Origin of the sequence: Paracraurococcus lichenis, from assembly GCF_030657435.1 — a bacterium.
Classification (GTDB): Bacteria; Pseudomonadota; Alphaproteobacteria; order Acetobacterales; family Acetobacteraceae; genus Paracraurococcus; species Paracraurococcus lichenis.
On sequence record NZ_JAUTWS010000070.1, the window covers coordinates 1 to 23,870 of the forward strand.

Annotated in this window: 17 protein-coding genes; 14 read left to right on the forward strand and 3 right to left on the reverse strand. The window is 72.7% G+C overall.

What is annotated here, in order from left to right:
* Positions 1-221: 221 nt before the first annotated feature.
* Both Q7A36_RS32470 and Q7A36_RS32475 read right to left on the reverse strand, forming a co-directional pair.
* Complete coding sequence (locus tag Q7A36_RS32470) at positions 222-674, reverse strand: helix-turn-helix domain-containing protein (protein ID WP_305107948.1); 453 nt, start codon at positions 672-674, stop codon at positions 222-224.
* A gap of 495 nt (positions 675-1,169) precedes the next feature.
* Positions 1,170-2,234, reverse strand: a complete 1,065-nt coding sequence (locus Q7A36_RS32475) for a GNAT family N-acetyltransferase (protein ID WP_305107949.1) — start codon at positions 2,232-2,234, stop codon at positions 1,170-1,172.
* A gap of 292 nt (positions 2,235-2,526) precedes the next feature.
* On the opposite strand from Q7A36_RS32475, the gene Q7A36_RS32480 reads away from it, so the two are divergent.
* From Q7A36_RS32480 to Q7A36_RS32525, 10 genes are all read left to right on the forward strand, one after another.
* The gene (locus Q7A36_RS32480; RefSeq protein ID WP_305107950.1) at positions 2,527-3,264 is read left to right on the forward strand and encodes a PEP-CTERM sorting domain-containing protein; all 738 of its coding nucleotides are present in this window, start codon (positions 2,527-2,529) and stop codon (positions 3,262-3,264) included.
* 230 nt (positions 3,265-3,494) lie between these two features.
* On the forward strand, positions 3,495-4,196 hold the full coding sequence (locus Q7A36_RS32485) for a PEP-CTERM sorting domain-containing protein (RefSeq protein ID WP_305107951.1): 702 nt from the start codon (positions 3,495-3,497) through the stop codon (positions 4,194-4,196).
* 362 nt (positions 4,197-4,558) lie between these two features.
* Positions 4,559-5,893 carry an exopolysaccharide biosynthesis polyprenyl glycosylphosphotransferase gene (locus Q7A36_RS32490; protein ID WP_305107952.1) on the forward strand — a complete coding sequence of 445 codons (1,335 nt, stop codon included), beginning with the start codon at positions 4,559-4,561 and terminating at the stop codon, positions 5,891-5,893.
* A 51-nt stretch (positions 5,894-5,944) separates the two neighbouring features.
* Positions 5,945-7,987, forward strand: a complete 2,043-nt coding sequence (prsK, locus tag Q7A36_RS32495; RefSeq protein WP_305107953.1) for an XrtA/PEP-CTERM system histidine kinase PrsK — start codon at positions 5,945-5,947, stop codon at positions 7,985-7,987.
* Positions 7,984-9,393 (forward strand): PEP-CTERM-box response regulator transcription factor, encoded by a 1,410-nt coding sequence (gene prsR / locus Q7A36_RS32500; protein WP_305107954.1) that lies wholly within the window; start codon positions 7,984-7,986, stop codon positions 9,391-9,393. The genes prsK and prsR overlap by 4 nt, the downstream gene beginning before the upstream one ends.
* A 12-nt stretch (positions 9,394-9,405) precedes the next feature.
* Positions 9,406-12,210, forward strand: a complete 2,805-nt coding sequence (gene prsT, locus Q7A36_RS32505; RefSeq protein ID WP_305107955.1) for an XrtA/PEP-CTERM system TPR-repeat protein PrsT — start codon at positions 9,406-9,408, stop codon at positions 12,208-12,210.
* Between the two features lie 7 nt (positions 12,211-12,217).
* Positions 12,218-13,558, forward strand: coding sequence for a putative O-glycosylation ligase, exosortase A system-associated (locus Q7A36_RS32510; protein ID WP_305107956.1), 1,341 nt, complete (start codon positions 12,218-12,220; stop codon positions 13,556-13,558).
* Positions 13,559-13,737: 179 nt separating this feature from the next.
* Positions 13,738-14,913: a glycosyltransferase family 4 protein gene (locus Q7A36_RS32515; protein WP_305107957.1), complete on the forward strand. Its 1,176-nt coding sequence runs from the start codon at positions 13,738-13,740 to the stop codon at positions 14,911-14,913.
* A 107-nt stretch (positions 14,914-15,020) separates the two neighbouring features.
* The gene (locus Q7A36_RS32520; RefSeq protein WP_305107958.1) at positions 15,021-17,153 is read left to right on the forward strand and encodes a hypothetical protein; all 2,133 of its coding nucleotides are present in this window, start codon (positions 15,021-15,023) and stop codon (positions 17,151-17,153) included.
* Positions 17,154-17,187: 34 nt separating this feature from the next.
* Positions 17,188-18,141, forward strand: a complete 954-nt coding sequence (locus tag Q7A36_RS32525) for an NAD-dependent epimerase/dehydratase family protein (protein WP_305107959.1) — start codon at positions 17,188-17,190, stop codon at positions 18,139-18,141.
* Here the strand turns inward: Q7A36_RS32525 and Q7A36_RS32530 are convergent.
* Positions 18,131-18,286, reverse strand: coding sequence for a hypothetical protein (locus tag Q7A36_RS32530; RefSeq protein WP_305107960.1), 156 nt, complete (start codon positions 18,284-18,286; stop codon positions 18,131-18,133). The genes Q7A36_RS32525 and Q7A36_RS32530 overlap by 11 nt on opposite strands.
* 197 nt (positions 18,287-18,483) lie before the next feature.
* Between Q7A36_RS32530 and asnB the strand changes: the two genes are divergently transcribed.
* From asnB to Q7A36_RS32550, 4 genes are all read left to right on the forward strand, one after another.
* On the forward strand, positions 18,484-20,418 hold the full coding sequence (asnB, locus tag Q7A36_RS32535; protein ID WP_305107961.1) for an asparagine synthase (glutamine-hydrolyzing): 1,935 nt from the start codon (positions 18,484-18,486) through the stop codon (positions 20,416-20,418).
* Positions 20,419-20,474: 56 nt separating this feature from the next.
* Positions 20,475-22,034 (forward strand): oligosaccharide flippase family protein, encoded by a 1,560-nt coding sequence (locus Q7A36_RS32540; protein ID WP_305107962.1) that lies wholly within the window; start codon positions 20,475-20,477, stop codon positions 22,032-22,034.
* A 23-nt stretch (positions 22,035-22,057) separates the two neighbouring features.
* A complete protein-coding gene (locus tag Q7A36_RS32545) occupies positions 22,058-22,993 on the forward strand; it encodes a hypothetical protein (RefSeq protein ID WP_305107963.1) in 936 nt (311 codons plus the stop codon).
* Between the two features lie 290 nt (positions 22,994-23,283).
* The coding region (locus Q7A36_RS32550; protein WP_305107964.1) for an FkbM family methyltransferase at positions 23,284-23,870 on the forward strand (587 nt) is incomplete at its 3' end.

Below are 23,870 nucleotides of genomic sequence, written 5' to 3' on the forward strand. Positions count from 1 at the left end.
CCTGCTCGATTTCCGCAATGTCTACGACCCGGAGGCCATGCGCGCCGCCGGCTTCCGCTACGAGAGCATCGGCCGCCCCTGACGCCGGGTTTGAGGCGGAGGGGCACCGAATCGATGGCAGGGCTGGCGCGCCGCCGCCCTGTTGCTCGCCCCCGCCGCCTGTAGCCCTCGGATCGCCCGGTCAGGGCGGCAGGGGCCCGGGCTGACCGGCCCGGCCCGGCTCAGCCCGGGCTGCCCGTCTCGGCCGCGGCCATGGAGCGGGCGAGGGCGATGAGCGCATTGCGCCGCTCGGGCTGGCCAATGGCGCTGAAGGCCCTGAGCAGCAGGTCCACCTCGGCCTCTTCGGCATGGCCGGTCTCCGGCACGCTGCTGGTCAGCATCTCGACCGAGACGCCGAGCGCGGCGGCGATGGCGATGAGGCGGCTGGCGGCGACGCGCGTCAGGCCGCATTCGTAGCGGTGCATCTGTGGGTTGGACACACCGATGCGGGCACTGAGCTCGCTGAGCGGCATGCCCGCGGCGAGGCGGTGGCCGCGGATGCGCTGGCCGACGGCGGAATCGGCATCGGTCGGGGCGCGCTTGGTGTCGGCGCGCGCCCGCCCCTGGGCCGGCGCATCGGCGGCAACCGGCTGGGCCGGACGCGAAACGGCGTCCCGGGCCGCGGTCGCAGCCATCACCGGCTCAATCGTGGCTCGTGCCGGCGGGTTCACACGGGCTCGTCCGGCATGACGATCTGCCGGGGACGAGCCCGGAGAGATTAGGGAGTTGCTCACGGGAAAGTGTTGACAGCAAAATTCGCGCCAGCTTTTGATACCGTGGAAATACAACGGGTTGAGTGTGCCGTTTAAGGAATATGATCGTCTGCCGTAAAATTTGTCAACAATGCGGCTTTGCAACAAAATAGACTCAGGGATCCGCAGGAGGCCCGCCTTGTCCCATGTCATCTCCCGATCGCACCGCATCCCGCGGGCCGCGGCATCCGGCGCCTAACCCGCCAACGCGGCGCTGCCTGGTCGAGAGACGCCACGCTCCGGCAAGGCCGCCAATTCTCCCGATGCCTTAGCAAAGCCGGTAACCGCAGCGCGACCTGCGGGCCCCAGAGGCCATGCCGCGACCATGCCCGGGTTCCAGCCAAGTCCACCGGAAACGGTTCATCCCCGGGCCGCCGGTCAAGCGGTTCGGGCCAGGTCGCGTCGCCGCCGCCGCCACAGGCCGTGAAGCCGCCCCAGCAGACCGGCGGCGGACCCGGCCCGGGCCAGTTCGGCCCAGACAAGGCTGACCTGGCGATCGGCGAGGCTCCGCTTGTAGCGCTGTCCGCCCGCCAGGAAGTCATAGACCCGGTCGCCGCGCGCCAGGGCATGGTCGATGGCCAGGGCATGGCAGGTCAGGCCGGGCCGGGCATGCGCCTCGCCGGCCGGGTCGGCCAGGCCGCTCTGATAGGCCAGGACCCGCCCGCGGTGGCGGAAGTTGTAAAGGATCCCGACGGTCCCGGCACCGCCGGTGATCCGCAGCAGGTCGAGCACGCCCTCCGCCAGGGCACGCGCCATCAGGCTCCGATGGAAGCGGCGCAGCCAGGGTGTGGCGAAGGCGCCGGGCTGGCCGCGCCGGGCCCAGCTCGCCTCATGCAGCGCCGTCAGCTCCCCGAACCAAGCCTCCAGTGTCGCCGCATCCTCCGCCGCCGCTAGGGCCAGGGCGCCGCCCGCGGCATAGAGCCGGTTGGAGCGGCGGATCTGGTAGCGGGTATTGGCGCTCAGCCGCGCCAAGTAGTCGCCGCCGGCGACGCGCAGGGCCTCAAGGTCGAGGAAGGGAGCCTCCCGCACCTGCTGCCGCAGCGCGATGCCCCCCGCCAGGGCCGGCAGGTCCGGCGGCACGCCACCCAGCACCAGGCGCCGCGCCCCGTCCGGGCGCCAAGCGGCGCGCAGCAGGGCGGCGGCGGCCTCCGGATCGGTGGCGAGCGGGCCGTTATGCTCGGTGAAGGGCCGGTCGCGCTCCGGATCGCCGCTCTCGGCCAGATGCAGGCGGCCGCGGCGGCGGTTGAACAGCGCGAGGCCGACCAGCCGGCCGCCGCGCCGGGCGCGCAGCAGGATCGGATCGGGGTAGCGCTCCGTGGCCAGGCAGCCGACCCAGGTCCAGGACTGGAAGAAGGAGGCCTCGGTGTCGACCTCCAGCGCGCGCCAGGTCTCGCTGAGCCGGTCGAAGCAATGGACCTGTTCCATCTCGATATCGACAGGCATCGTGGCGGGGTTTTCCAGGGCTGGACCGGTCGCCGCATGGTGAGGCGGGCCCGCAGGTGGGGCGCGGCGCCCTCGCTCGTATCGGGTCCGAGGGAAAACACCAGACCCATTCCGCGCCGGGACGTTCCGCAACTGGCCCATACCTGCCGGCAGCAAACCTCCCCTTGGCCACCGCCGTGCCGTCCGCCGGCAGGATTGCCAGGGTTGCGACCGGCACCTGCCGTCCGGCGCGCGGGATCGGGGCCGGCCCGGACCGCGGCATCGCGGGCATCCGTCCCGCCCAGGCCGGCGGGTGCTTGTCGGCATTCTTTACAGCGGCAGCCATCACCCCGAACGTCGGCGAGGAATTCCTAAGGTCCATCAAGAGTATGTGTTTCTGGCACAAGGCTTGCTCCCGCTCGCCCAGGCCCAGGACCGCTGGGTCAGGCAGAAAGGACTTCTTATGCATATCAGCAAGATCGTGGCGGCCGCCGCGCTGGCCACCACCATCGGCGCCGGCGCCTCCCAGGCCGCGCCGTTGCCGTTGATCGACGGCACCATGGCCGTCGCCCTCATCGGCATCAGCGGCACCCCGATCGGTTCAATCGGCACCGGCACCAGCTTCAGCAGCGTCACCAGCATCGTCAGCAGCGTCACCGGCGAGTTCGCCCCCGCGGTTACGGCCGGAACCGCCTTCTCGACGAGCGCGATCGGCAGCGTCGGCTCGACGGTCACTTTCAGCGCCACCTTCGGCACCTTCTCCGGCACCGTCCAGTCCGAGACCGCCAGCGGTCCGGTGAACAACCGCACCCTGGTCGGCTACATCCTCGGTACCTTCACCCCGGACGGCGCGCTGAGCAGCTACGGCACAGGCCCGGCGAGCCTGACCTTCTCCTTCACCCAGACCGGTGGCCCGAGCGGTTCGATCTCCGGCTCCTACACGCTGGCCTCCCCGCCCTCCCCGCCGAGCGGCGTGCCGGAGCCGATGAGCCTGGCGCTGTTCGGCATGGGCCTCGCCGGCCTCGGCGTCGCCGCCCGCCGCAAGGCCTGAACCAAGGACAGCGGCGCGGCAGCCCCAGGCTGCCGCGCCGACCCGACCCCGGAGAGCTGTCGGAGTCCTTTACAACCGCGTTGGTTGCTGCCGGCATCGGTTGTGACTGTCCGAGAGCAATCAGGGGTTTGCGCCGATGGCATAGAGTTTGCTTCTACCTGCTGCTCAAGCGTGCTCGGCCCCAGCCTCTCGGGCGCAGGGTCACCGGAGCCGGGCAACAGGGGTACGTCATGCAGACCTGCAGGATCGCCGCCGCTGCGCTGGCCAGCAGCATCGCCGTTGGGGGCGTCCAGGCCGCCCCGCTCAACGGGATCCTGGACATCGAACTCAACGGGACCGTCGGCGTCTCCGGCAACGCGGGCACCTCGCTCAATGCCGCGATCAGCCTCGTCAACCGGACCCTCGGCTGGTCCGGGCCGAATCTGGCCGCCAATCTCGTGATCACGCCCAGTATCAACAGCGTCGGCGCGCTGGTATCGATCGTCACGCATTTCGGCACCTTCACCGGCATCATCCAGACGGAGCAGTCGAATCCCGGGTCAAACGGCAGCGTCGTCAGCGGTTACGTTCTCGGCACCTTCACCCTGGCCAACCCGCTCGGCGCCTCCACCATCGGCCCGGCGAACCTGACCTTCACCTTCACCGAGACCAGTGGCACCGGCGCCGCGATCTCCGGCACCTATGTCATGACCCCCTCATCCATACCGGAGCCGATGAGCCTGGCCGTCTTCGGCCTTGGCCTGGCCGGCCTCGGCGCCGTGGCGCGCAGCAAGGCTTCGGGCGCGGATCGCCCGGCAAGCGCGCTCCTTCCATCGCGGGCGCCGTATCCGGCGCGACCATACGCCGGCGCTGCCGCGACCCCGGTGCGGCAGGGCGCAGGCACCGGCCGGACCGCGGCGGCCGGAGGTATCGGCCGGACCGGGCGGGCATAGATCGGCGCTCACCCAGGGCCGCGTGGTGCGCAATGTCCCCAGTCGCGCGGCTTTGCCGGCCCAGGCCCCGCAAAGCCCGGCGCCCATGCCGACGGGTCCCGACCTGATCGGAGCCGGGCTGCCAGGTTCCTTGCCGCAGACGGTGACATGACCGGGCGCGGGTCGGCCCGTCCCGCACCGATCTGGTCAAAAAATTTTGAGTTATGGCGCGAAAGTTCCGAATCCCAACGGAACTCCCGTTTTCCGCACAGTTGAATGTAATTCAACCTTCGGTATAAAAGGGCGAAACTTAACCCTGGGTAAACGCGACAGCGCCCGGAGCGCTCTCACGCAAATTTCAACACGCGGTTGAGGGACGAGATATGACCAGCCTGTTCGGACACAGCGTCCGCTCGGACCTGCTTCTGCTTTATGTCGCCGACGCACTCATCTGCTTCCTCGCCGTCTCCGCCCTGCTGGCCTGGCAGGGCGGCGTGCCGGTCGAGCAGGGCGGCGCGCTGGCGGTCGGCACCGCCGGCGCCGCCGGGCTCATCGGCGGCGCCACCGGCCTCTACCGGCCGGAGGCCTTCGGCCGCCTCCGCCAGTTGCTCGCCGGCCTCGCGGTCGGCTGCCTGCTGCTGCTGGTGCTGCTGCCGGTCTTCGCCCTGCTCGGCCCGGGCGAGGCGCTGCGCGGCCATCTCAGCGCGGTGCCGGTCGCCTTCGTCGGCGCCCTGGTCACCACCCGGCTCGGCTTCACCGCCGCGCGCCGCCGCGGGATGCTGCGCCGGCGCCTTGCCGTGCTGCGCATGCCCGAGGGCACCGCGCCCGACTTCGTGCGGCTGAATGCCGCCATAGCCCGCCAGGGCAGCTTCGTGGTCGCGCTGAAGCTCGATGCCGACGCCCGGCTCGAGGGGGCGCTCGACCCCGCCAGGCTGCGGGCGGAGCGGATCTGGGGCGTCATCCTGCCGGACGGCGCCGCTTTGCCGGCGGCGCTCCGCCAGCCATGCACGGAGGCCGGCATCCGCCTGCTGGAGGAGACCACCTTCATCGAGCACCAGCTCGCCCGGGTGGATGTCGAGCGGCTGCGGGAAGGCTGGCTCGCCCGCTCCAACGCCCTGCGGGAGGGCCGGCCGGAGGCCGCTGCCCGGCGCGGCCTCGACATCCTGCTCGGCGCCACGCTCGTCCTCGCCACCCTGCCGCTGCTGCTGCTGACCGCACTGGCCATCAAACTCGACAGCCCCGGCCCGGTCTTCTACCGGCAGGAGAGGGTGGGCCGCGGCGGCCGGGTCTTCATGCTGTTCAAGTTCCGCAGCATGGTCGCCGATGCCGAGAAGGCCGGCGCGCCGGTCTGGGCCAGCAAGCGCGACACGCGGGTCACCCGGGTCGGCCGCTTCATCCGCCTGACCCGCATCGACGAGATCCCGCAGGTGCTGAACGTGCTGCGTGGCGACATGGCCTTCGTCGGCCCCCGCCCCGAACGCCCGGCCTTCGTCGAGAAGCTCGCCGGCCTGATCCCGCACTACGGCGACCGGGCGGTGGTGAAGCCGGGCATCACCGGCTGGGCACAGGTCAACTTCCCCTATGGCGCCTCGGTCGAGGATGCCCGGATGAAGCTCGCCTACGACCTCTACTACGTGCGCCGCCGGAGCCTCTTCCTCGACCTGCTCATCCTGGTCGCCACGGTGCGTGTCGTGCTGTTCCAGGAGGGCTCGCGGTGAGGCCCCGGCCGGGCTCCGGCCATGCTTCCGCCATCTCCCGCCGACGGTGACGTGACCGCCGCCTCGGTCACGCTGCATGCCGGCGCGGCCGTCGTCTGCCTGGCCTGGACCGTGCTGGTCCTGGCCACCGGGCGCGGCCGGGCGGCCCGGCTGCTGGCCGCCGCCTGCGGCATCGCCGCGCTCTGGGCCGCGGCCGTCGCCCTCGCCCCGGCGGCGGCGCTGCTCGGCCCCGCCGGCGGGCTCGAGATCCTGCGCTGGCTGGTCTGGCTCGGCGTTCTTCTCTTCCTCTTCCACCGCATCGCCGGCGCCCGCACCCGTCGCCTGGCCGGCGCCGCCCTCGCCGCCGCGCTGCTCGCCGCCGGCATCGCCGCCCTGGCCCTGCTGCGGCCGGCCGCCGGGCCGCTCGCCGAGGATCTCGGTCCCGTCCTGCTGCTCGCCCGCCTCAGCCTGCCGGTGCTCGTGGTGCTGACCGCGGAGAACCTGTTCCGCACGGCTGATGAGGCCGAGCGCTGGCATGTCGGGCTGCCGGCCATCGCGCTCGGCGGCCTCTCGGCCTATGACGTGCTGCTCTATGCCGATGCCGCGCTGAGCCGTGGCGTCTCGATGGTGCTGTTGGACAGCCGGGCTGCGCTCACCGCCCTCGTCATGCCCCTGCTGGCGATCGCCGCGGTGCGCGATGGGCGCTGGCAGCACGACCCGCCGGTCTCCCGCCAGGTGGTCTTCCACGGCGCGACGCTGGTGGTCGCCGGCGCCTTCCTGCTGGCGATCGGCGCGCTGGGCGAGGCGCTGCGGCGCCTCGATGTCGAATGGGGCGCGACCGCCCAAGCCAGCCTGCTGGCCGCCGCGCTGATCGGGCTGCTGGCGGCGGCCGATTCGCGCAGCCTGCGGTCCCGCCTGCGCGCCCTGGTGGTCGATCACTTCTTCACCGCCCGCTACGACTACCGCCGCGAATGGCTGCGCTGCGTCGAGGCGCTCTCGGCCGGCGACGACCGCGCCCGCAGCGACCGCCTCTCGGCCGAGCGGCGGGCGATCCGCGCCATCGCCGATGCGGTGGACAGCCCGGCCGGGCTGCTGCTGCGGCGCGATGCGGGGGAGGCCGGGCTGCGCTGGGCCGGCTCCTGGAACCTCCGCGCCGCGCATCTCGACCTGCCGGCCGACGACCCCTTCCTCGCCCTGCTCGGCACCGGCGAGGCGGTGCTGGAACTGGATCCCGTCGCCCCGGCGCTGCAGCCGCTGCGCCGGGCCTATGGCCCGCTCTGGCTCGCCGTGCCGCTGCCGCATGGCCGCGACGGGCTCTCGGGCATCGTGCTGCTGGCCCCGCCGCGCGCGCCCTTCAAGCTGGACCGGGAGGTCAGGGCGCTGCTGCGCGTCCTGGGTCACGAGGTGGCAATGTTCCTGGCCGAGCGTCGTGCCGCGGAGCGGCTGGTCGATGAGAGGCGGCTGCAGGACTACGCCAAGCGCTTCGCCTTCGTCGCGCATGACGTGAAGACCGTCTCCAGCCAGCTCTCGCTGCTGCTCGCCAATGCCGAGGACAACCTGGCCGACCCCGAATTCCAGCACGACATGCTGCTGACCGTCCGCGCCGCGGCGGCGCGGATCGACGCGCTCATCCACCGGCTCGGCCAGCCCGGCGACGTGCCGGCGGTGGCGGGACGCGAGGACATGATCGACCCGCTCGAGCGGCTGCGCGGCCTCGCCGCCGGCAAGCCCTATCCGGTGCAGGTGGAAGGTGGAGGCACCGGTCCGCTGGCGGCGATCGCGCCGGCGCGCTTCGATACGGCTGTGGGACACCTGATGAACAATGCCGCCGAGGCCTCCCCACGCGGGGAGCCGGTGCGGGTGCGCGTGCTGGCCGAAGGGCGGCAGGTCGTGGTCGAGATCAGCGACCGCGGCCCCGGCATGACGCCCGAGTTCATCCGCGACGAGCTGTTCCGCCCGCTCAGCACCTCGAAGCGTTGGGGCAGCGGCATCGGCGCCTGGCAGGCGCGCGAGCTGCTGCGCGAGGCGGGCGGCGACCTCGCGGTGGTCAGCCGGCCCGGCGCCGGCACCACCATGCGGCTGCTGCTGCCCGCGCCCGGGCGGAGGGCGGCATGAGCAAGCCGAAGCTGCTGGTGGTCGAGGACGATCCCGGCCTCTGCGCCCAGTACCGCTGGGCCTTCCCGTCCTGCCGCGTGCTGATCGCCAATGACCGCCGCGCGGCCGAGGCGGCGGCGAGGCGCGAGCAGCCGGATGCCGTCCTGCTCGATCTCGGCCTGCCGCCCGATGCGGAGGGGGTGAGCGAGGGCTTCGCCACGCTCGAGGCGCTGCGCACCCTCTCGCCCGGCCTGCCGGTGGTGATCGCCAGCGGCCAGGGCCAGCGGGAGAATGCGCTGCGCGCCGTCGCCCTCGGCGCCTATGACTTCTGCGAGAAGCCGGTCGATGTCGCGGTGCTGCGCACGGTGATCGAGCGGGCGCTGCGCCTGCGCGAGCTGGAGGAGGAGAACCAGCGCCTCGCCGCCGCGCCGCGCAGCTCGCCGATCCAGGGCCTCATCACCGCCGACGAGGGCATGCTGAAGGTCTGCCGCACGGTGGAGCGGCTGGCCGGCGTCGCCGTGCCCGTCCTGCTGCTCGGCGAGAGCGGCACCGGCAAGGAGGCGCTCGCCCGCGCGCTGCATGAGCTCGGCCCGCGGGCGGGCAAGCCCTTCGTCGCGCTGAACTGCGCCGCGATCCCGGAGACGCTGCTCGAGAGCGAGCTCTTCGGCCACGAGAAGGGCGCCTTCACCGGCGCGGTCCGGCAGGTCCAGGGCAAGATCGAGCTGGCCAGCGGCGGCACGCTCTTCCTCGACGAGATCGGCGAGATGCCGATCACGCTGCAGGCCAAGCTGCTGCGTTTCCTGCAGGACCAGGTGGTGGAGCGGGTCGGCGGCCGCAGCCCGATCAAGGTCGATGTGCGCGTCGTCTCGGCGACCAATCAGCCGCTCGAGGAGCAGGCGGAGACGGGGAAGTTCCGCGGCGACCTGCTCTACCGGCTGAACGCCATGACGCTGCGCATCCCGCCGCTGCGCGAGCGCCGCGGCGACGTCCTGCTGCTGGCGCGCTACTTCCTCGCCCGCTTCGCGCGCGAGCATGGCCGCCGGTTGCGCGGCTTCGACGCCGCGGCGGCCGAGGCGATCGCGGCGCATCGCTGGCCGGGCAATGTGCGCGAGCTCGAGAACCGCGTCCGCCGCGCCGTCCTGATGGCGGAAGGGCCGCTGGTCGGCGTCGAGGACCTGGAGATCGCGCCGGCCGCGGCGCCGCAGGAGGGCGCCGGCGATCTCGACCTGCGCGCCGCCCGGACGCGGGCGGAGCGGGAGGCGATCGAGCGCGCGCTCGCGCGCAGCGGCGGCAGCCTCTCGGCCGCCGCCCGCCTGCTGGGCATCAGTCGCCCCACCCTCTACAGCCTGCTCGAGAGTCATGGTTTCGCGGCGGCCCGCCAGCGGTCCGACGGCGCCATGGCCCCCGCCGATTCCGACACCGTCTAGCGGAGCCGCCCCATGGCCACGCCGCCCAACCCCACCCGCCTGCTGCTCGCCGCGACCCTCGCCCTCGGGCTCGGCGCCGGGGAGGCGCTCGCCCAGCCGCTGCAGCGCGCCCGCGCCGCCGAGGCGCGCGGCGACCTGCGCGCCGCCCAGATCGAGTACCGCAACGCGGTGCGGGCCGAACCGCAGAACGGCGCGGTGCGCGCCGGCCTCGCTGAGGTGAGCATGGAGCTCGGCGATGTCGACACCGCCGAGCGCGAGGCGCGTGCCGCGCTCGATGGCGGCTACGACCCGCCGGCCGCGACCGCGCTGCTGATCCGCACCTATGCCGCGCGCGGCCGCTTCCGCGAGATCCTGCGCGACTTCCCGCTGCCGGAGAACCCGCCGCAGCCCGCCGTCGCCGGCCAGGTCGCGGTCGGCCGGGCGCTCGCGCATCTCGCGCTCGGCGAGCGCGACGCGGCCCGCGCGGCGGTCGCCGCCGCGCAGCGCCTTGCCCCCGGCGCGGTCGAGACGCATCTGGCGGTGGCCGGCCTTGCCCTCGCGGATGGCGACCGCGCCGCCTCCGAGGCGGCGATCGACCGCGTGCTGGCGGTGGATCCGGCGCGGCCGGAGGCGCTGCTGCGCAAGGCCTCCTTCCAGTTCGAGCGGGGCGAGCGGCCGGCCGGCCTGGAGACGCTGGGCCGGCTTGTGGCGGCGGCGCCGGGCAATGTCGCCGCGCGGCTGCTGCGGGCCGAGATGCTGCTGCGCACCGGCGAGGATGCCCGGGCGAGGCAGGACGTCGAGGCGGCGCTCAGGGTGCAGCCGGGCAGCGTGCAGGGCGTCTATACCCTTGCCGTGCTGCAGGCCCGCGCGCAGGACTTCCGCGCGGCGGACGAGACGCTGCAGCGCCTCGGCGCGGTGCTGCCCAACATCCCCGAAGGGCTGCTGCTGCTGGCGACGGTGAAGCGGGCGCTGAACCAGGCCAGCCAGGCCGAGGATGCGGCGCAGCGCTACAATGCCCGCCGGCCGGAGGATCCGCGCGGCGCCAAGCTGCTGGCGACCTTGCAGGCCGAGGGCAACCGCCCCGGGGATGCGGCGGCGACGCTGACCCGCCTCGTCCAGCGCGGCGGGGCGGATGCCGAGGCCTTCGACATGCTCGGCCGTCTGCACGGCGCATCCGGCCGGCCGCGCGAGGCGGTGCAGGCCTTCCAACAGGCGGCGCAACTGGCGCCGGGCGACAGTGCCATCCAGGCCCGGCTGGCGGCCGCGCGGCTGGCCGCCGGCGATGCCGCCGGCACGCAGCAGGCCGCCGGCGAGGCGCTCCGCATCGCCCCCGGCCAGGCCGCGGCGCGGGAGTTGCTGGCGATCGCCGCCCTCTCGCGCGGCGACGTCACCTCCGCCCAGGCGGAGTGGGACCGGCTGTCGCCGGAGCAGCGTCGCAGCGAGCCGGCCGGCACGCTGGAAGGGCTGCTGAAGCTCGCGCGCTTCGACGTGGCGGGCGCGCGCACGGCCTTCGAGACGGTGCTGCGCAGCTTCCCCGACAGCGTCGGAGCACGGCTCGGCCTCGCCCGGGTCGCCACCGCGCAAGGGCAGCCGGAGGAGGCCGAGCGGCTGCTCGGCGAGGTGCTGGCGCGGGCGCCGGGCCATCCGGAAGCGCTCGGCTGGCTGGCCGCGACCATCGCCGCCGGCGGGCCGCGTGGCGCCGCCGCCCGGGTGGTGCTGCAGCGGGCGCAGGCCGCCGCCCCGAACGAGCCGGCCCTCGCCCTGGCGCTTGCCGGCGCGCTCGCCGCGGCGCGGGAACCGGCGAAGGCGCTGGCGGTGCTGAATACCGAGGCGCTGCGCCGCCCGGGCCAGGGTCCCGCCCTGCCGCTCGCCCGCAGCCAGGCGCATGCCGCGCTCGAGCAATGGGCCGAGGCCGAGGCGGCGGCGCGGCTGGCGCTGGCCGAGGATGCTGCTTCCGTCCCGGCGCGCCGGCAGCTCCTCGCCCTGCTGCTCCGGGCCGGCAAGGCCCGCGAGGCCGAGACGCTGGTGCAGGAGGGCCTGCGGCAGGATCCGGGCAATCCGGCCATGCAGGCGCTGGCGATCGGCCTGGCGCAGCAGACCGGCGGGCTCGACGCCGCGCTCGCCGCTGCCGACCGGCTGGCCGATACCGATGCGGCCCGCCCGGCCTCCCTGCAGTTGCGCGGCGAATTGCTGCTCGGGGCGCAGCGGCCGGCGGAGGCGGCGCGCGCCTTCGCCGCCATGCGGGCCCGCGCCGACAGCGCGGCGCTGGCCTTGCGCGAGGCCATGGCCTGGCGGGCGGCCGGCAACCTGCCGGCGGCGACTGCCGCGGTCGACAGCTGGCTGGCGCGCGCGCCGGAGGATGCCGAGGCGCTGAACCTGCGCGCGCAACTCGACATGCAGGCCGGCCGCGACGCCGAAGCCGAGCGGCGCCTGCAGCAGGTGGTGGAGCGGGCGCCCGACAACGCCGTCGCGCTGAACAATCTCGCCTGGCTGCTGGCCGTGCGCGGCGGCGAGGCCGATCTGGCGCGCGCCCGCGGCCTCGCGGAGCGGGCCTATTTCCTGCTGCCGAACTCCGACACCGCCGATACCTTCGGCTGGATCCTCGCGCGTACCGGCGACCCGCAGCGGGCGCTGGTCCTGCTGCGCCAGGCGGTGGCGGCGCAGGAGCAGGGCCGGGCCGATCCGGGCAAGGCCTTCCGGCTGGCGGGCGCGCTCCGCACCGCCGGCGAGCGCGCCGAGGCGATCCGGCTGTTGGAGCCCGTGCTGGCCGCCGGCACGAGCTTCCCCGAACGGGCGCAGGCGGAGCGGCTGCTGGCCGAACTGCGCGCGGGGCGCTGAGCGCGCCATGCGCAGCTACGTCTTCCTGGCGGTCTTCGCGGTGCTGCTGCCCATGGCGGCGGCGCTGCCCTTCGTCGGCGCGCTGCTCTGGAGCTGGATCTCCTTCATGAACCCGCACCGCGAGGTGTGGGGCTTCGCCATGAACCAGCCCTATGCGCTGATCATCTTCCTGACGACGCTGCTGGGCTGCCTGATCGCGCGCGAGCCGAAGCGCGTCGCGCTGAATGCGGTGACCGTCCCGCTGATCGTGCTGGCGATCCTGTTCACCATCACCTCCTTCACCACCCTCGCGCCGCCAACGGTGACCTGGAACATGTGGGACCGGGTGATGAAGACCACTCTCGGCGCGCTGCTGGTCGCCTGCCTGCTCACCTCGCGGCAGCGCATCCACGCCCTGGTCTGGCTGATCGTCATCTCGATCGGGTTCTACGGCGTGAAGGGCGGCATCTTCACCCTGATGACGGGTGGCAGCTTCATCGTCATCGGCCCGGCGGACAGCATGATCGGAGACCGCAACCACCTGGCGGTGGCGATCCTGATCGCCGTGCCCCTGGCGAACTGGCTGCGCCAGTATTCCGCACACCACAGCGTCCGCATCGGGCTGATCGCCGCCATGGGGTTGATGGTCGTCTCGGCCATCGGCAGCCAGTCCCGCGGCGCGCTCGTTGCGCTTGCCGCAAGCGTGCTGATCTTCTGGTGGCGCGGCAAGAGCAAGCTGGTCGGCGGCGTGCTGATCACGGCCTGCATCGTCGGCATCCTCAACTTCATGCCGCAGAGCTGGTACGACCGGATGAACACGATCTCGACCTATGAGGCGGACGGGTCCGCCATGGGCCGCGTCCGCATCTGGGAGGCGTCCTGGAAGCTGGCGCTCGCGCGGCCGCTGATCGGCGCCGGCTTCCGGGGTCCCTACCAGCAGGACATCGTGGACAGCGTCGCTCCGGGCACCACGGCCCGCGCGGTGCACAGCATCTATTTCGAGGTGCTGGGCGAGCACGGCTTCCCGGCCTTCTTCGTCTGGCTGGGCCTGACAGTGGCCGGCGCCTGGTATTCCTGGCGGATGATACGGCTGGCGCGCGGTCGCCCTGACCTCGCCTGGGCCGGCGATCTCGGCCGCATGCTGCAGGTGTCGATCGTCGTCTACCTGACCGGCGGCACCTTCCTCTCCCTGTCCTACTGGGACGTCTACTGGACCCTGATGCTCATCGCGGCCGCCGCGCATGCCCTGGTGGTGCAGGCGGTGCGGCAGGGTGCGCCGGGGCTGCCGACGGCGCCCGGCGCGGCCGGCTGGCGCCGTCCGGCCTTCGCCACGCTGCCCGGGACTGCCGGGCGCGGAGCGCTGCCATGACCGCCGGCACCGCAGGAGAGACCGCATGCAAGGAGTCTATTACCTCGCCATGCTCGTCGGGGTCGCCTGGCTCTGCGCCTGGATTGCCTTCCCCGGCATCGTCGGACGGCACTGGTCGCCCTTCGACATGCGCGAGGATGCTCCCCGGCCGGAGGCCGAGCCTGTCCGCCGGCGCGGGCGTGGACCGGCCGCTCCGCCTGCTGACCTTCAGCACGCTCTACCCGAACGCCGCCCAGCCCAATCATGGCGTCTTCGTCGAGAACCGCCTGCGGCACCTAGTCGCCGGCGGCGCGGCTGAGAGCACCGTCCTCGCCCCCGTCCCCTGGTTTCCCGGTCGTACCCCGCCGCGCGACGCGGTGCCGGCGCGGGAGCTGCGCCACGGCCTGACCGTGCACCATCCGCGCTTCCTGGCCCCGCCGGGGATCGGCATGGTCAGCAACCCCTTCGCATTGCTCGCGGTCGCGCGGCGGGCGCTGCGGCGGCTGCTGGCGGCAGGTCAGGCCTTCGACGCCATCGACGCCCACTATCTCTATCCCGACGGCGTCGCGGCGGTGCGGCTCGGGCGCGAGTTCCAACTGCCGGTGGTCATCACCGCCCGTGGCTCCGACACCAGCCAATTGCCGCACTACGCCATCCCCGGCCGGCTGATCCGCGATGCCATCGCCCGCGCCGATGCGCTGGTCGCGGTCAGCGCCGATCTCGCGCGCGGCCTCGTCGCGCTTGGCGCGCCGGAGGCGAAGGTGACGGTGCTGCGCAATGGCGTGGACCTCGAGCTCTTCCGCCCGGCGGCGGACCGCGCGGCGCTGCGGGCGGAGCTTGGCCTCGCCGGGCCGATGCTCCTCTCGGTCGGCCTGCTGATCGAGCGGAAGCGCCATCACCTGACCATCGAGGCGTTGCGCGACCTGCCGGGCCATACCTTGCTGATCGCCGGCGAGGGGCCGGAGCGGCCGGCGCTGCAGGCGCTGGCCGAGCGGCTCGGCCTTGCCGACCGGGTGCGGCTGCTGGGCGCGGTGCCGCATGCCCGGTTGCCGGCGCTCTATGCGGCGGCCGATGTCATGGTGCTCGCCTCCTCCCGCGAGGGCTGGGCGAATGTCCTGCTGGAATCCATGGCCTGCGGCACGCCTGTCGTGGCCACGCCGGCCTGGGGCATGCGGGAGGCGGTCTCGGCGCCCGCCGCCGGCCTGGTGCTCGAGGAGGCGACGCCGGCGGCCATCGCCGAAGGCGTGCGCCGGCTGCTGGCCGCGCCGCCCGGCCGCGCCGCCACCCGCGCCCATGCCGAGCGGCATGGCTGGGAGGAGACGACGGCGGGGCAGCTCGCGCTGTTCCGACGCGTGCTTGCCGGGGCGGTAGCATGAGCGGGCAGGGCAGCGGGCGTCGCACGGTCGGCCGGGCGCTGGCCGCCTCGGTCCTTGCCGGCTGCACCCCGCGGTCTCCAGGCCGGGCGCAGGATGCCCCGCGGGCGGTGCGCCCGGCCCCGGGGCCAAGGGTGGTGATGCCGACGCCGATGCCCTGCGCCGAGGCGCCGGGCGACATCCTCGGGCTGGTGCTCGAGGGAACCGGCGCGCCGGCCGGGGCCGTGACCGTCTTCGGTCAGGCCTTCCGGCCCGGCGACCTGCCGCGGGACGCCGGCCTTGCGGCGCGCGGCATGGACGGCAGCCTGCTGCCGGTCCAGTGCGACGTGCGGACGCGCCATTCCGACGGCTCGGCGCGCTTCGCGGTCGTCGCGCTCGCCGCGCCGGCGCTGTCGCTCGGCCAGCGGACCGGCGTGGTGCTGTCCCTGCAACAGGCGGCGCCGGCGGTCGCGCCGCTCGATCTCGGCGCCGCCCTGGCCGGGCGACACGCGGTCGCCGAGCTGACGCCAGAGGGCGGTGGCGAGCCCTGGCGCGTGGACCTGGCCGAACTGGCGCGCGCCGGACGCGGGGAGGGGGGGTGGCAGTCCGGCCCGCTCGCCGTGCAGGTCCGGCTCGTCCTCCCCGTGCCGCCGGCCACGGTCGGCGGCGCGACCTCGCTGCGGCTGGTCGCCGACCTCGCCACCCATGCCGACGGCACGCTCTGGGTGGATGCCTGGCTACGCAACGATATCGCCATGCGGCCCGGGGGCGGCGCGGCGACCTATGCCTTCCGCCTGCTGCTGGATGGGCAGGAGGTCCTCTCCTCCGGCGGTCCGCTGCGGCACTGGCAGTATGCCGGGTGGGGCCGGCTGCGGGGCGCCGCCGCCGGGGGCGGGCCGGCCGCGGTGCCGCTGGTGCGGCACGACCCCGCCTACCTCGCCGAGACGGCAGCGGTCGCACGCTACGACCTGACGACGGGCGTCGCGGAGTCGCTCTTCCAGGGCATGGCACGGTTGATGGCCGACCCGGACTGGGAGCGGCCGCTGCGCCCGCGGGGCGTCACGCAGTACATGGGCATGACCGGCGGCCGCCCGGACCTCGGCCTGACGACGTCGTGGCAGGCGGCCTGGGTCATCACCGGCGCCGCCACCGCGGCTGCCTTCTGCATCGGGCAGGCCGAAGCAGGCGGCTCCGTCCCCTGGCATTTCTGGGATCCGGCGGGGGGCGCCCATGGCCGGGGCGGCTGGATGGATGAGCGGCGCTGGCCGCAGCTCTGGACCGACGCGCGCGGCGGCCAGCCGCCGAGGGGCCTGATGCAGCACGGTGGTGGGCCGGACGAAGCCGGCGGCTGGGGCCCCGACAGCGCGCACCAGCCCAGCCTGTCCTACGTGCCCTTCCTGCTGACCGGGCGCCGCGCGCTGCTCGACAACCTGCTCGCCCAGGCCTCGGCGAACGTGATCGGCATCTGGCCGGCGCTGCGCAGCTACGACGAGACGGGGCCGATCCGCGGCGTGAACGTGGTCAATGCCTATCAGGTGCGGTCTTCCGCCTGGAACATCCGCGATCTCGACAGCGCCGCCTGGATCTGTCCCGACGACGACCCGCACCAGGGCTATCTGCGCGCGGTGGTCGCGGCGAACTGGGCCTGGCTGCGCGGGCGCATCCCGCAATGGACCGCGCAGCAGGGCGAGTTGCACGGCTACCGCATGGGTTTCGGCTTCGGCTACGACCGCCTCGGCCTGCTCGCGCCCTGGCAGCAGGACTACTTCGCCTCCGCCACCGCCGCGGCGGCGCGGCGGGGCAATGCCGATGCGCGCGCCTTCCTCGCGTGGATGGGCAACTTCATCGTCGGCCGCTTCCGGGCCGAGGCGCAGGGCTTCGCCCGCCATGACGGTGCGGCCTATGTTGTGGCCATCACGCCGGTGCCGCCCTCGCAACCGCCTGCCCCGGCGCGGATCTACACGACCTGGGCCCAGGTCGGCGCCGCGATGCGGGAGCGCGACCTGTCGAATGGCGAGGGCTGGGCGAAGAGCCAGGGCGAGTATGTGCGTCTCGCGCTTCTCTCGCTTGCCGTCACGGCCGAGGTACTGGACAGCGAGGAGGCACGGCAGGCCTATATCTGGCTGGCCGGGGCTGGGGCGCCGAGCGCCACCCTCAATGCCTTCGCGCAAAGTCCGGAGCAGAACATCGTGCCGCGTGGCATGCCACGCGAACCATCCCGCCAGTTGCGCTGCGTCGCAGTGGCCGCGCCGCGCGCGCCCTGACGCCGCGCCGGCACGCCCATATCAGGAGGCCAGGATGTCCCTCTGTCTCGTCACCGGTGGCTGCGGCTTCATCGGCTCGCACCTCGCGGCGGCGCTGCGCGCCCGCGGCGACGCCGTGCGCGTACTCGACGACCTCTCGACCGGCTCGGAGGCCAACCTCGCCCCCGGTGCCGAACTGGTGCGCGGCGACGTCGCCGACCATGCCGCAGTGCGCGCGGCAGTCGAGGGCGTGGACGGCATCTTCCATCTCGCCGCCATCGCCTCGGTCGAGCGCGGCGTGCAGGACTGGTCGGGCACGCATCGCGCGAACCTCTCCGGCACCATCGCGGTGCTGGACGCGGCGCGGCAGCGCAGGCTGCCCGTCGTCTATGCCTCCTCCGCCGCCGTCTATGGCGAGCAGGCGGTGCTGCCGATTGCCGAGGATGCGCCGAAGCGCCCCTTGTCCGCCTATGGCGCGGACAAGCTGGGCTGCGAGCAGCACGCGCTGGTCGGCGGCCTGGTGCACGGCATCCCGAGCATGGGCTTCCGCTTCTTCAACGTCTTCGGGCCGCGGCAGGACCCGCGCTCGCCCTATTCCGGCGTGATCTCGATCTTCTGCGACCGCTTCAGCCGCGGCGAGGGCATCGACATCTTCGGCGATGGCGGCCAGACGCGCGACTTCGTGCATGTCTCGGACGTGGTCGCGGCGCTGCTCGCCGGCATGGCGCGGGCCTCGACCGAGGCGCCGGTGCTGAATGTCTGCACCGGCCGCGCCACCTCGGTGCTCGAACTGGCCGAGACCATCGCCGCCGTTTGCGGCGTGCCGGCAGAGATCCGCCAGCGGCCGCCGCGGGCGGGCGAGATCCGCCACTCGCTCGGCGATGCCACGCGGCTGCGCGCGACGCTCGGTCTCGGCGAAGCGCGCGGCCTGCGGGCCGGACTGGAGGAGGTGGTGGCCTGGCTGCGCGCCGGACGGCCGGGCCTCGCGCCCGGCAGCGTCATCCGATGATGGCGCGCAGCAGGCCGATGACGAGGCTCCAGAGTCCCGCCGCCATCAGCGCGATGACCAGCGCCGCCGCGGCCCAGGGCAGCCGGTCCGGAAGCGCCGCGCGCGCCGCGGCAGGGGAGCGATCCTGGCCGGGAAGCCGGTTCATGCGGGCGGTCCGCATCCTGTCTCAAATCCCGGGAGGACCTAGGCACCTGCATCGCGCTGGTCCACCGCTTTCCGGCGGATGTGCCGTGGTCGCGATATCTGTCGCCATCACACCGCGGCGAAGCACGCAAGGGTTGCATAGCACTTGCCAATGATGCATCAAGCGGCTCGTCTGCGGGCCGAGGAGACCATGGCGCGATGTGCGGCATCCTAGGGCTTTTCCATCCGACGCGGCCGCAGGCGCCTGACATGCGGATGCTGCGCGGGATGGCGGAGTCGATCGCCCATCGCGGCCCCGATGGCGAGGGTTTCCATGCCGAGCCGCATCTCGGCTTCGGCCATCGCCGCCTCTCGATCGTGGATCTCGCCGGCGGCGCCCAACCCATGGCGACCGAGGACGGCGCCGTCATCGTCTGCTTCAACGGCGAGATCTACAACTACGCCGCGCTGAAGCGCGACCTGGAGGCGGCCGGCCATCGCTTCCGCACGCGGTCGGACACCGAGACGCTGCTGCATGGCTGGCGGGAATGGGGCCTCGGCCTGCTCGACCGGCTGAAGGGCATGTTCGCCTTCGGCCTGTGGGACCGCGAGCGGGGCGAGTTGCTGCTGGCGCGCGACCGGCTGGGCGAGAAGCCGCTGCTCTATGCCCTGCTGCCGGACGGAAGCTTCGCCTTCGCCTCGGAGATGGCCGGGCTGCTCGCCCTGCCGGAGCTGCCGCGGCGGCTCGATCCCGCAGCGCTCGACGACTATCTCGCGCTTGGATACGTGCCGGACCCGGCGACCATCTATGCCGGCATCCGCCGCCTGCCGGCGGCGCATTTCCTGCTGCTGAAGACGGGCGAGGCGGTGGCGCCCGCGCCGCGCCGCTACTGGCGGCCGCCCACCGCGCCGTTCGCCGCCGCGCCCGAGGATGCGGCGGCCGAACTGCGGCGGCGGCTGGACGATGCGGTGCGGGCGCAGCTGATGTCCGACGTCCCGCTCGGCGCCTTCCTCTCGGGCGGCGTCGATTCCAGCGCGGTCGTCGCCTGCGCGGCGCGGGCGGTGGACGAGGCCGGCACCGGACCGCTGGCGACCTTCACCATCGGCTTCGAGGGCCCGGAGGATGAGCGGCCGGCGGCGGCCGCGCTCGCCGCGCGCCTCGGCCTTGCCGCGCATTCTGAGGCCGGGAGGGTGGACTATGTCGCCGCGGCGCGCGACCAGGCGCGGATCTTCGGCGAACCCTATGGCGACCACTCCGCCGTGCCGACGCTGATGGTCTGCAAGCTCGCGCGGCGGCAAGTCACCGTCGCGCTCTCGGGCGATGGCGGCGACGAGGTCTTCGCCGGCTATCGGCGCTATCGCTTCCACATGCTGGCCGAGGCGGCGCGCCGCTTCTTTCCCGCGCCGGTACGGCAGCACGTAATCGGCGGCCTGGCCGCGCTCTACCCGAAGCTCGACCGCGCGCCGCGCTGGCTGCGCGCCAAGACGACGCTGACCGAGCTCAGCCTCGACAGCGCGCTCGGCTACTACCGCACCACCTGCAAGATCGAGGATGCACGCCGGCGCGCGTTGCTTGCCACGCCGCTGCGCGCCGCGCTCGACGGTCACGACCCCTCCACACGCTTCGTCGGGTTGATGGCGGAGTGCGACGAGCGCGACGGGCTGCTGCAGGCGCAGTATGCCGACCTGCACACCTATCTGCCGGGTGATATCCTGGTGAAGACGGACCGCACCAGCATGGCCGCCTCGCTCGAGCTGCGGCCGCCGATCCTGGACCATGAGCTGGTGGAATGGGGCATGGCGCTTCCCGCTGCCCTCAAGCTGCGGGACGGCACGGGCAAGCATGTGCTGCGGGAGGCGATGGCGCCGCTGCTGCCGGCCGAGCTGCTTTGGGGCAGGAAGCGCGGCTTCGCCGACCGTATCGGCGACCAGTTCCGCGCCCAGGCGGAGACGGTGCGCGCCCGGCTGACCGGCGGCGCGATGCGCGACAGCGGGTTGTTCGACGTCGCGGCATTGGCGCGGCTCGCGGAGGAGCATGCCTCCGGCCGCTTCGACCACAGCCAGGCGATCTGGCAGTTGCTGGTGCTGGAAGGCTTCCTGGCTGCCGAGGCCCTGCCGACCTCACCCAGCACCCGAAGCCTGCTGCCCGCCTGATCACTATGGATGCCCCTCATGCGTCGGACGAGACCGTCCGGCAGCTCACCCGTCGGGTGGCCCTGGGCGCCGCCTTCATGGTGGCCGGCCGGCTGGCGAGCCGCGGCATCAGCGTCATCAGCACGCTGCTGCTGGTCCGACTGCTGGTGCCGCAGGATTTCGGTCTTGTGGCGCTGGCCGGCGCCGTCGTCACCATGGCCGACACGCTGACATCGACGGGCTATGCCACGGTGCTGGTGCGGCGTCCGGCCGTCGAGCGGTCGGTCTACGACACGGCCTTCACCCTGAACCTGTTGCGCTGCCTGCTGCTGGCCGGCCTGCTCTCGGCGAGTGCGGACTGGCAGGCGGGGCTGCTGGGCGATGCGCGCATCGGCTCGCTGCTGCAGGTGATCGCGCTGAACATCGCGCTCGACGGGCTGATCAGCGTGGGGCTGATCCGGTTGCAGCGGGACCTGCGCTTCGATCTGCTGTTCCGCCAGCAGCTTGCCTCCCGCCTGGTGTCCTTCCTCGTCACTCTGGGCCTCGCCTGGGCGACCCACAGCTACTTTTGCCTGGTGCTCGGCAACCTGGTCGCGAAGGTGCTGCTGCTGCCCTACAGCTACTGGCTGGCGCCCTACCGGCCACGCCTCTCGCTCGCGCATTGGCGGGAACTGCTCGGCTTCTCGAAGTGGATGTTCCTGCAGAACCTGTGCACCGTGGCCGATGGGCAGGCGGCCAATCTCGTGCTCGGCCGGGCAGTCGGGATCCAGGCGGTCGGCACCTTCAACGTCGCCTACCAGGTCGCGGCGACGCCGGTGACGGAACTGGCGGCGCCCGTGCGCGGGCCGATCTACGCCGGCTATGCCCGTGTGCAGCACGACCGGGCTCTGCTGCGCGCGCAGTTCATCGACGGGTTCGGCCTGCTGCTCGCCCTGCTGCTGCCGCTCTCGACCGGCATCGCGCTGGTCGCGCCGGAGATCGAGCGCATCGGGCTTGGGCAAGCCTGGCCGGGGGCTGCGACGGTGGTGGCGTTCTGCGCGCTCTACGCGCTGGCGGACAGCTTCGCCCACTTCACCGGCAGCATCTTCGCGGTGCTGGACCATCAGCCGCGGCTGACGGCCATCTTTGCCTGCATGGTGGCGATCCGCCTGCCGGCCATCATCCTCGCGGCCATGCAGGCCGGACTGGTCGGCGTGGCAGCGACGCTGCTGGCCACGGGCCTGCTGAACCTGCTGGTCTGGAACTGGCAGGCGGCGCGGCTGCTTGGGCTGCGCTTCGCCGAATACCGGGCATGGTGTTGGCGGAGCCTCGCCGCCGCGGCGACGATGACCGCGGCGGTGCTGGCGGCGCGGATGCTGCTGCCGGGGCTGGCGGCTGCCGAGGGCAGCCTGGCGGAGGCGGCGTGGCGGCTGGCATGTCTCGCCGCCCTCGGCGCGGCCGTCCATGTCGGAACGCAGGGGCTGCTGTGGCGCCTGTCCGGCGCCCCGGCCGGGTCGGCCGAGGCGCGGATCGCCGCGGCAACGGCCGCCGGGTGGCGACGGCTGCGGGCCCGCCTCGCCGCACCTGCTGCCGGCCGCCTCGGATCCGGCCCCGTGCGGGGCCTTGTCACCGATCGACTCGAACGGCCGCGCGGCTGATCCGCCGGCATGCTGGAGGACCCATGTTGCTCCCCTACCGCTACCGGCGCAGGCTGGCCTACTGGAAGTTCGACCGGGTCGCCGGCGGTATTCTTGATACGCCGCCCATGCCGGTCGTCCGGCCTGAGCGCTGCACCATCGTCAGCATGGTCAGGCCGCGTGACATCCTGATGTACCTGGTCAGCATGAAGGCCTTCTACCGCCGGATCGGCGGCGGCCGGATCGTCGCGATCGTCGACCGCGACACGCCGCGCAGTGGGTACGAGATGCTGGCGCGCCACCTGCCAGGAATCGAGTTCCAGGTGCTTGAAGACATCGATGTCGGCCCCTGCCAGCGCGGCGGCACCTTGGAACGCATCCTCTATATCCTCGATCGGGCCGAGCAAGGCGAGTACGTGGTGCAGGTGGATGCCGATGTGATGCCGACCGGGCCGGACATCGCCGAGCTGGTCCGCTGCGTCGAGACACGCACCGCCTTCACCATGGCCGACGGTGCGACGATCATCCCGGTCCGGGAGGCGGCGGCCTTCGCCCGCACCATGACACCCGACTATATCGGCGATTTCGCGGAAGGGCTGTTCGACCGTATGCCGGATGCCGACGAACTGCGCTACGTGCGCGGCTCCTCCGGCCTCGCCGGCTTCGCGCCGGGCGGCTTCCCGCGCCGCCGGATTGAGGCCTTCCACCGCGAGATGGAGGCGCTGGTCGGGCCGGCGCGCTGGCGCGAATGGGGAACGGAGCAATGTGCCTCCAACTTCGCGGTGGCCAACACGCCGGGCGGGATCACCTTGCCTTATCCGCAATACACCAGCTTCCACCCGGGCTGCGACCGTACAGTGGCCAAGATGTACCACTTCATCGGCACCTACCGCTTCGATGAGGGGGTCTTCGCCGGCCTCGCGCGCGCCGAGATTACAGCGTTGAAGGGGGAGGCGGCGCCGCTATCGCGCGTGGCCTGACGCAATCATGCCCTTGCGAGGAGACAGTTGGGTACGGTGGCACTGGCTCACCACAGGAGAGGTGTGGCCAATGCTGGCGAGCCAGAGCCCGAACTCAGCCGCAACGACGGCTACCGGTGGCTGAGCGTCGGTGTGCGTGTCATTCAGGCGATTGAACCGATATTCAAAACGTACGATCGTCCGTAACGTCACGGCTCAATAAGTGGCTCGATTGGCTGCTTGGGGAATGTCGAATGAAACTTCCTGTTTTGGTGGCAGCGCGAATGTCACTTCAAAAGCCTGCATGGTACATGCATCTGCGCTATCGTGCCCGCTGTCTGCTTTGGGACATCAAGCGCGATTACGAGGAACGAGAATACTATCTATTGCCATTTCTTGTTGATTCGAGCCGTGCCGCTGTCGATGTTGGCGGCAATTATGGGAGCTACGCCGGCAAGCTCGCCACCTTGACACGTCGGGTCCACTGCTTCGAGCCGAACCCGGCAACCGCAGCCGGATTACGGGCACGCATGCCACGCTCGGTGATTATCCACGAAGCCGCGGCGTCGAACCGAGACGGCACCGCGGACATCGTCATCCCCCGCAGTCTGGGTGCGACGCGGGCCGGCGCGATGGCCACCATCGAATCGGACAACCCCTTTGCAGCAATCCCGGGCAGCGAGCGAATCGGCATCAGGCTCGTGCGTCTCGACGAGGCAATCCGTGAGCCGGTGGGCTTCATCAAGATTGATGTCGAGGGCCACGAACTGGCAACACTCGAGGGGGCGGAACGCATCCTGCGCGAAGACCGTCCGGCACTGCTGGTCGAATCGAGCCCCATTACCCATCCGGAGGCGCCGAGGCATATCTTCGATTTCCTGGCGGCACGTGGGTATGT

What these genes read in the sequence shown, in the direction of transcription:
- Q7A36_RS32490 (WP_305107952.1), top strand. Translation starts at nt 4,559, where the DNA reads ATGACCAGCCTGTTCGGACACAGCGTCCGCTCGGACCTGCTTCTGCTT.
- Q7A36_RS32525 (WP_305107959.1), top strand. Translation starts at nt 17,188, where the DNA reads ATGTCCCTCTGTCTCGTCACCGGTGGCTGCGGCTTCATCGGCTCGCAC.
- Q7A36_RS32470 (WP_305107948.1), bottom strand. Translation starts at nt 674, where the DNA reads ATGGCTGCGACCGCGGCCCGGGACGCCGTTTCGCGTCCGGCCCAGCCG.
- prsR (WP_305107954.1), top strand. Translation starts at nt 7,984, where the DNA reads ATGAGCAAGCCGAAGCTGCTGGTGGTCGAGGACGATCCCGGCCTCTGC.
- asnB (WP_305107961.1), top strand. Translation starts at nt 18,484, where the DNA reads ATGTGCGGCATCCTAGGGCTTTTCCATCCGACGCGGCCGCAGGCGCCT.
- Q7A36_RS32510 (WP_305107956.1), top strand. Translation starts at nt 12,218, where the DNA reads ATGCGCAGCTACGTCTTCCTGGCGGTCTTCGCGGTGCTGCTGCCCATG.
- Q7A36_RS32475 (WP_305107949.1), bottom strand. Translation starts at nt 2,234, where the DNA reads ATGCCTGTCGATATCGAGATGGAACAGGTCCATTGCTTCGACCGGCTC.
- Q7A36_RS32485 (WP_305107951.1), top strand. Translation starts at nt 3,495, where the DNA reads ATGCAGACCTGCAGGATCGCCGCCGCTGCGCTGGCCAGCAGCATCGCC.
- prsT (WP_305107955.1), top strand. Translation starts at nt 9,406, where the DNA reads ATGGCCACGCCGCCCAACCCCACCCGCCTGCTGCTCGCCGCGACCCTC.
- Q7A36_RS32530 (WP_305107960.1), bottom strand. Translation starts at nt 18,286, where the DNA reads ATGAACCGGCTTCCCGGCCAGGATCGCTCCCCTGCCGCGGCGCGCGCG.
- Q7A36_RS32545 (WP_305107963.1), top strand. Translation starts at nt 22,058, where the DNA reads ATGTTGCTCCCCTACCGCTACCGGCGCAGGCTGGCCTACTGGAAGTTC.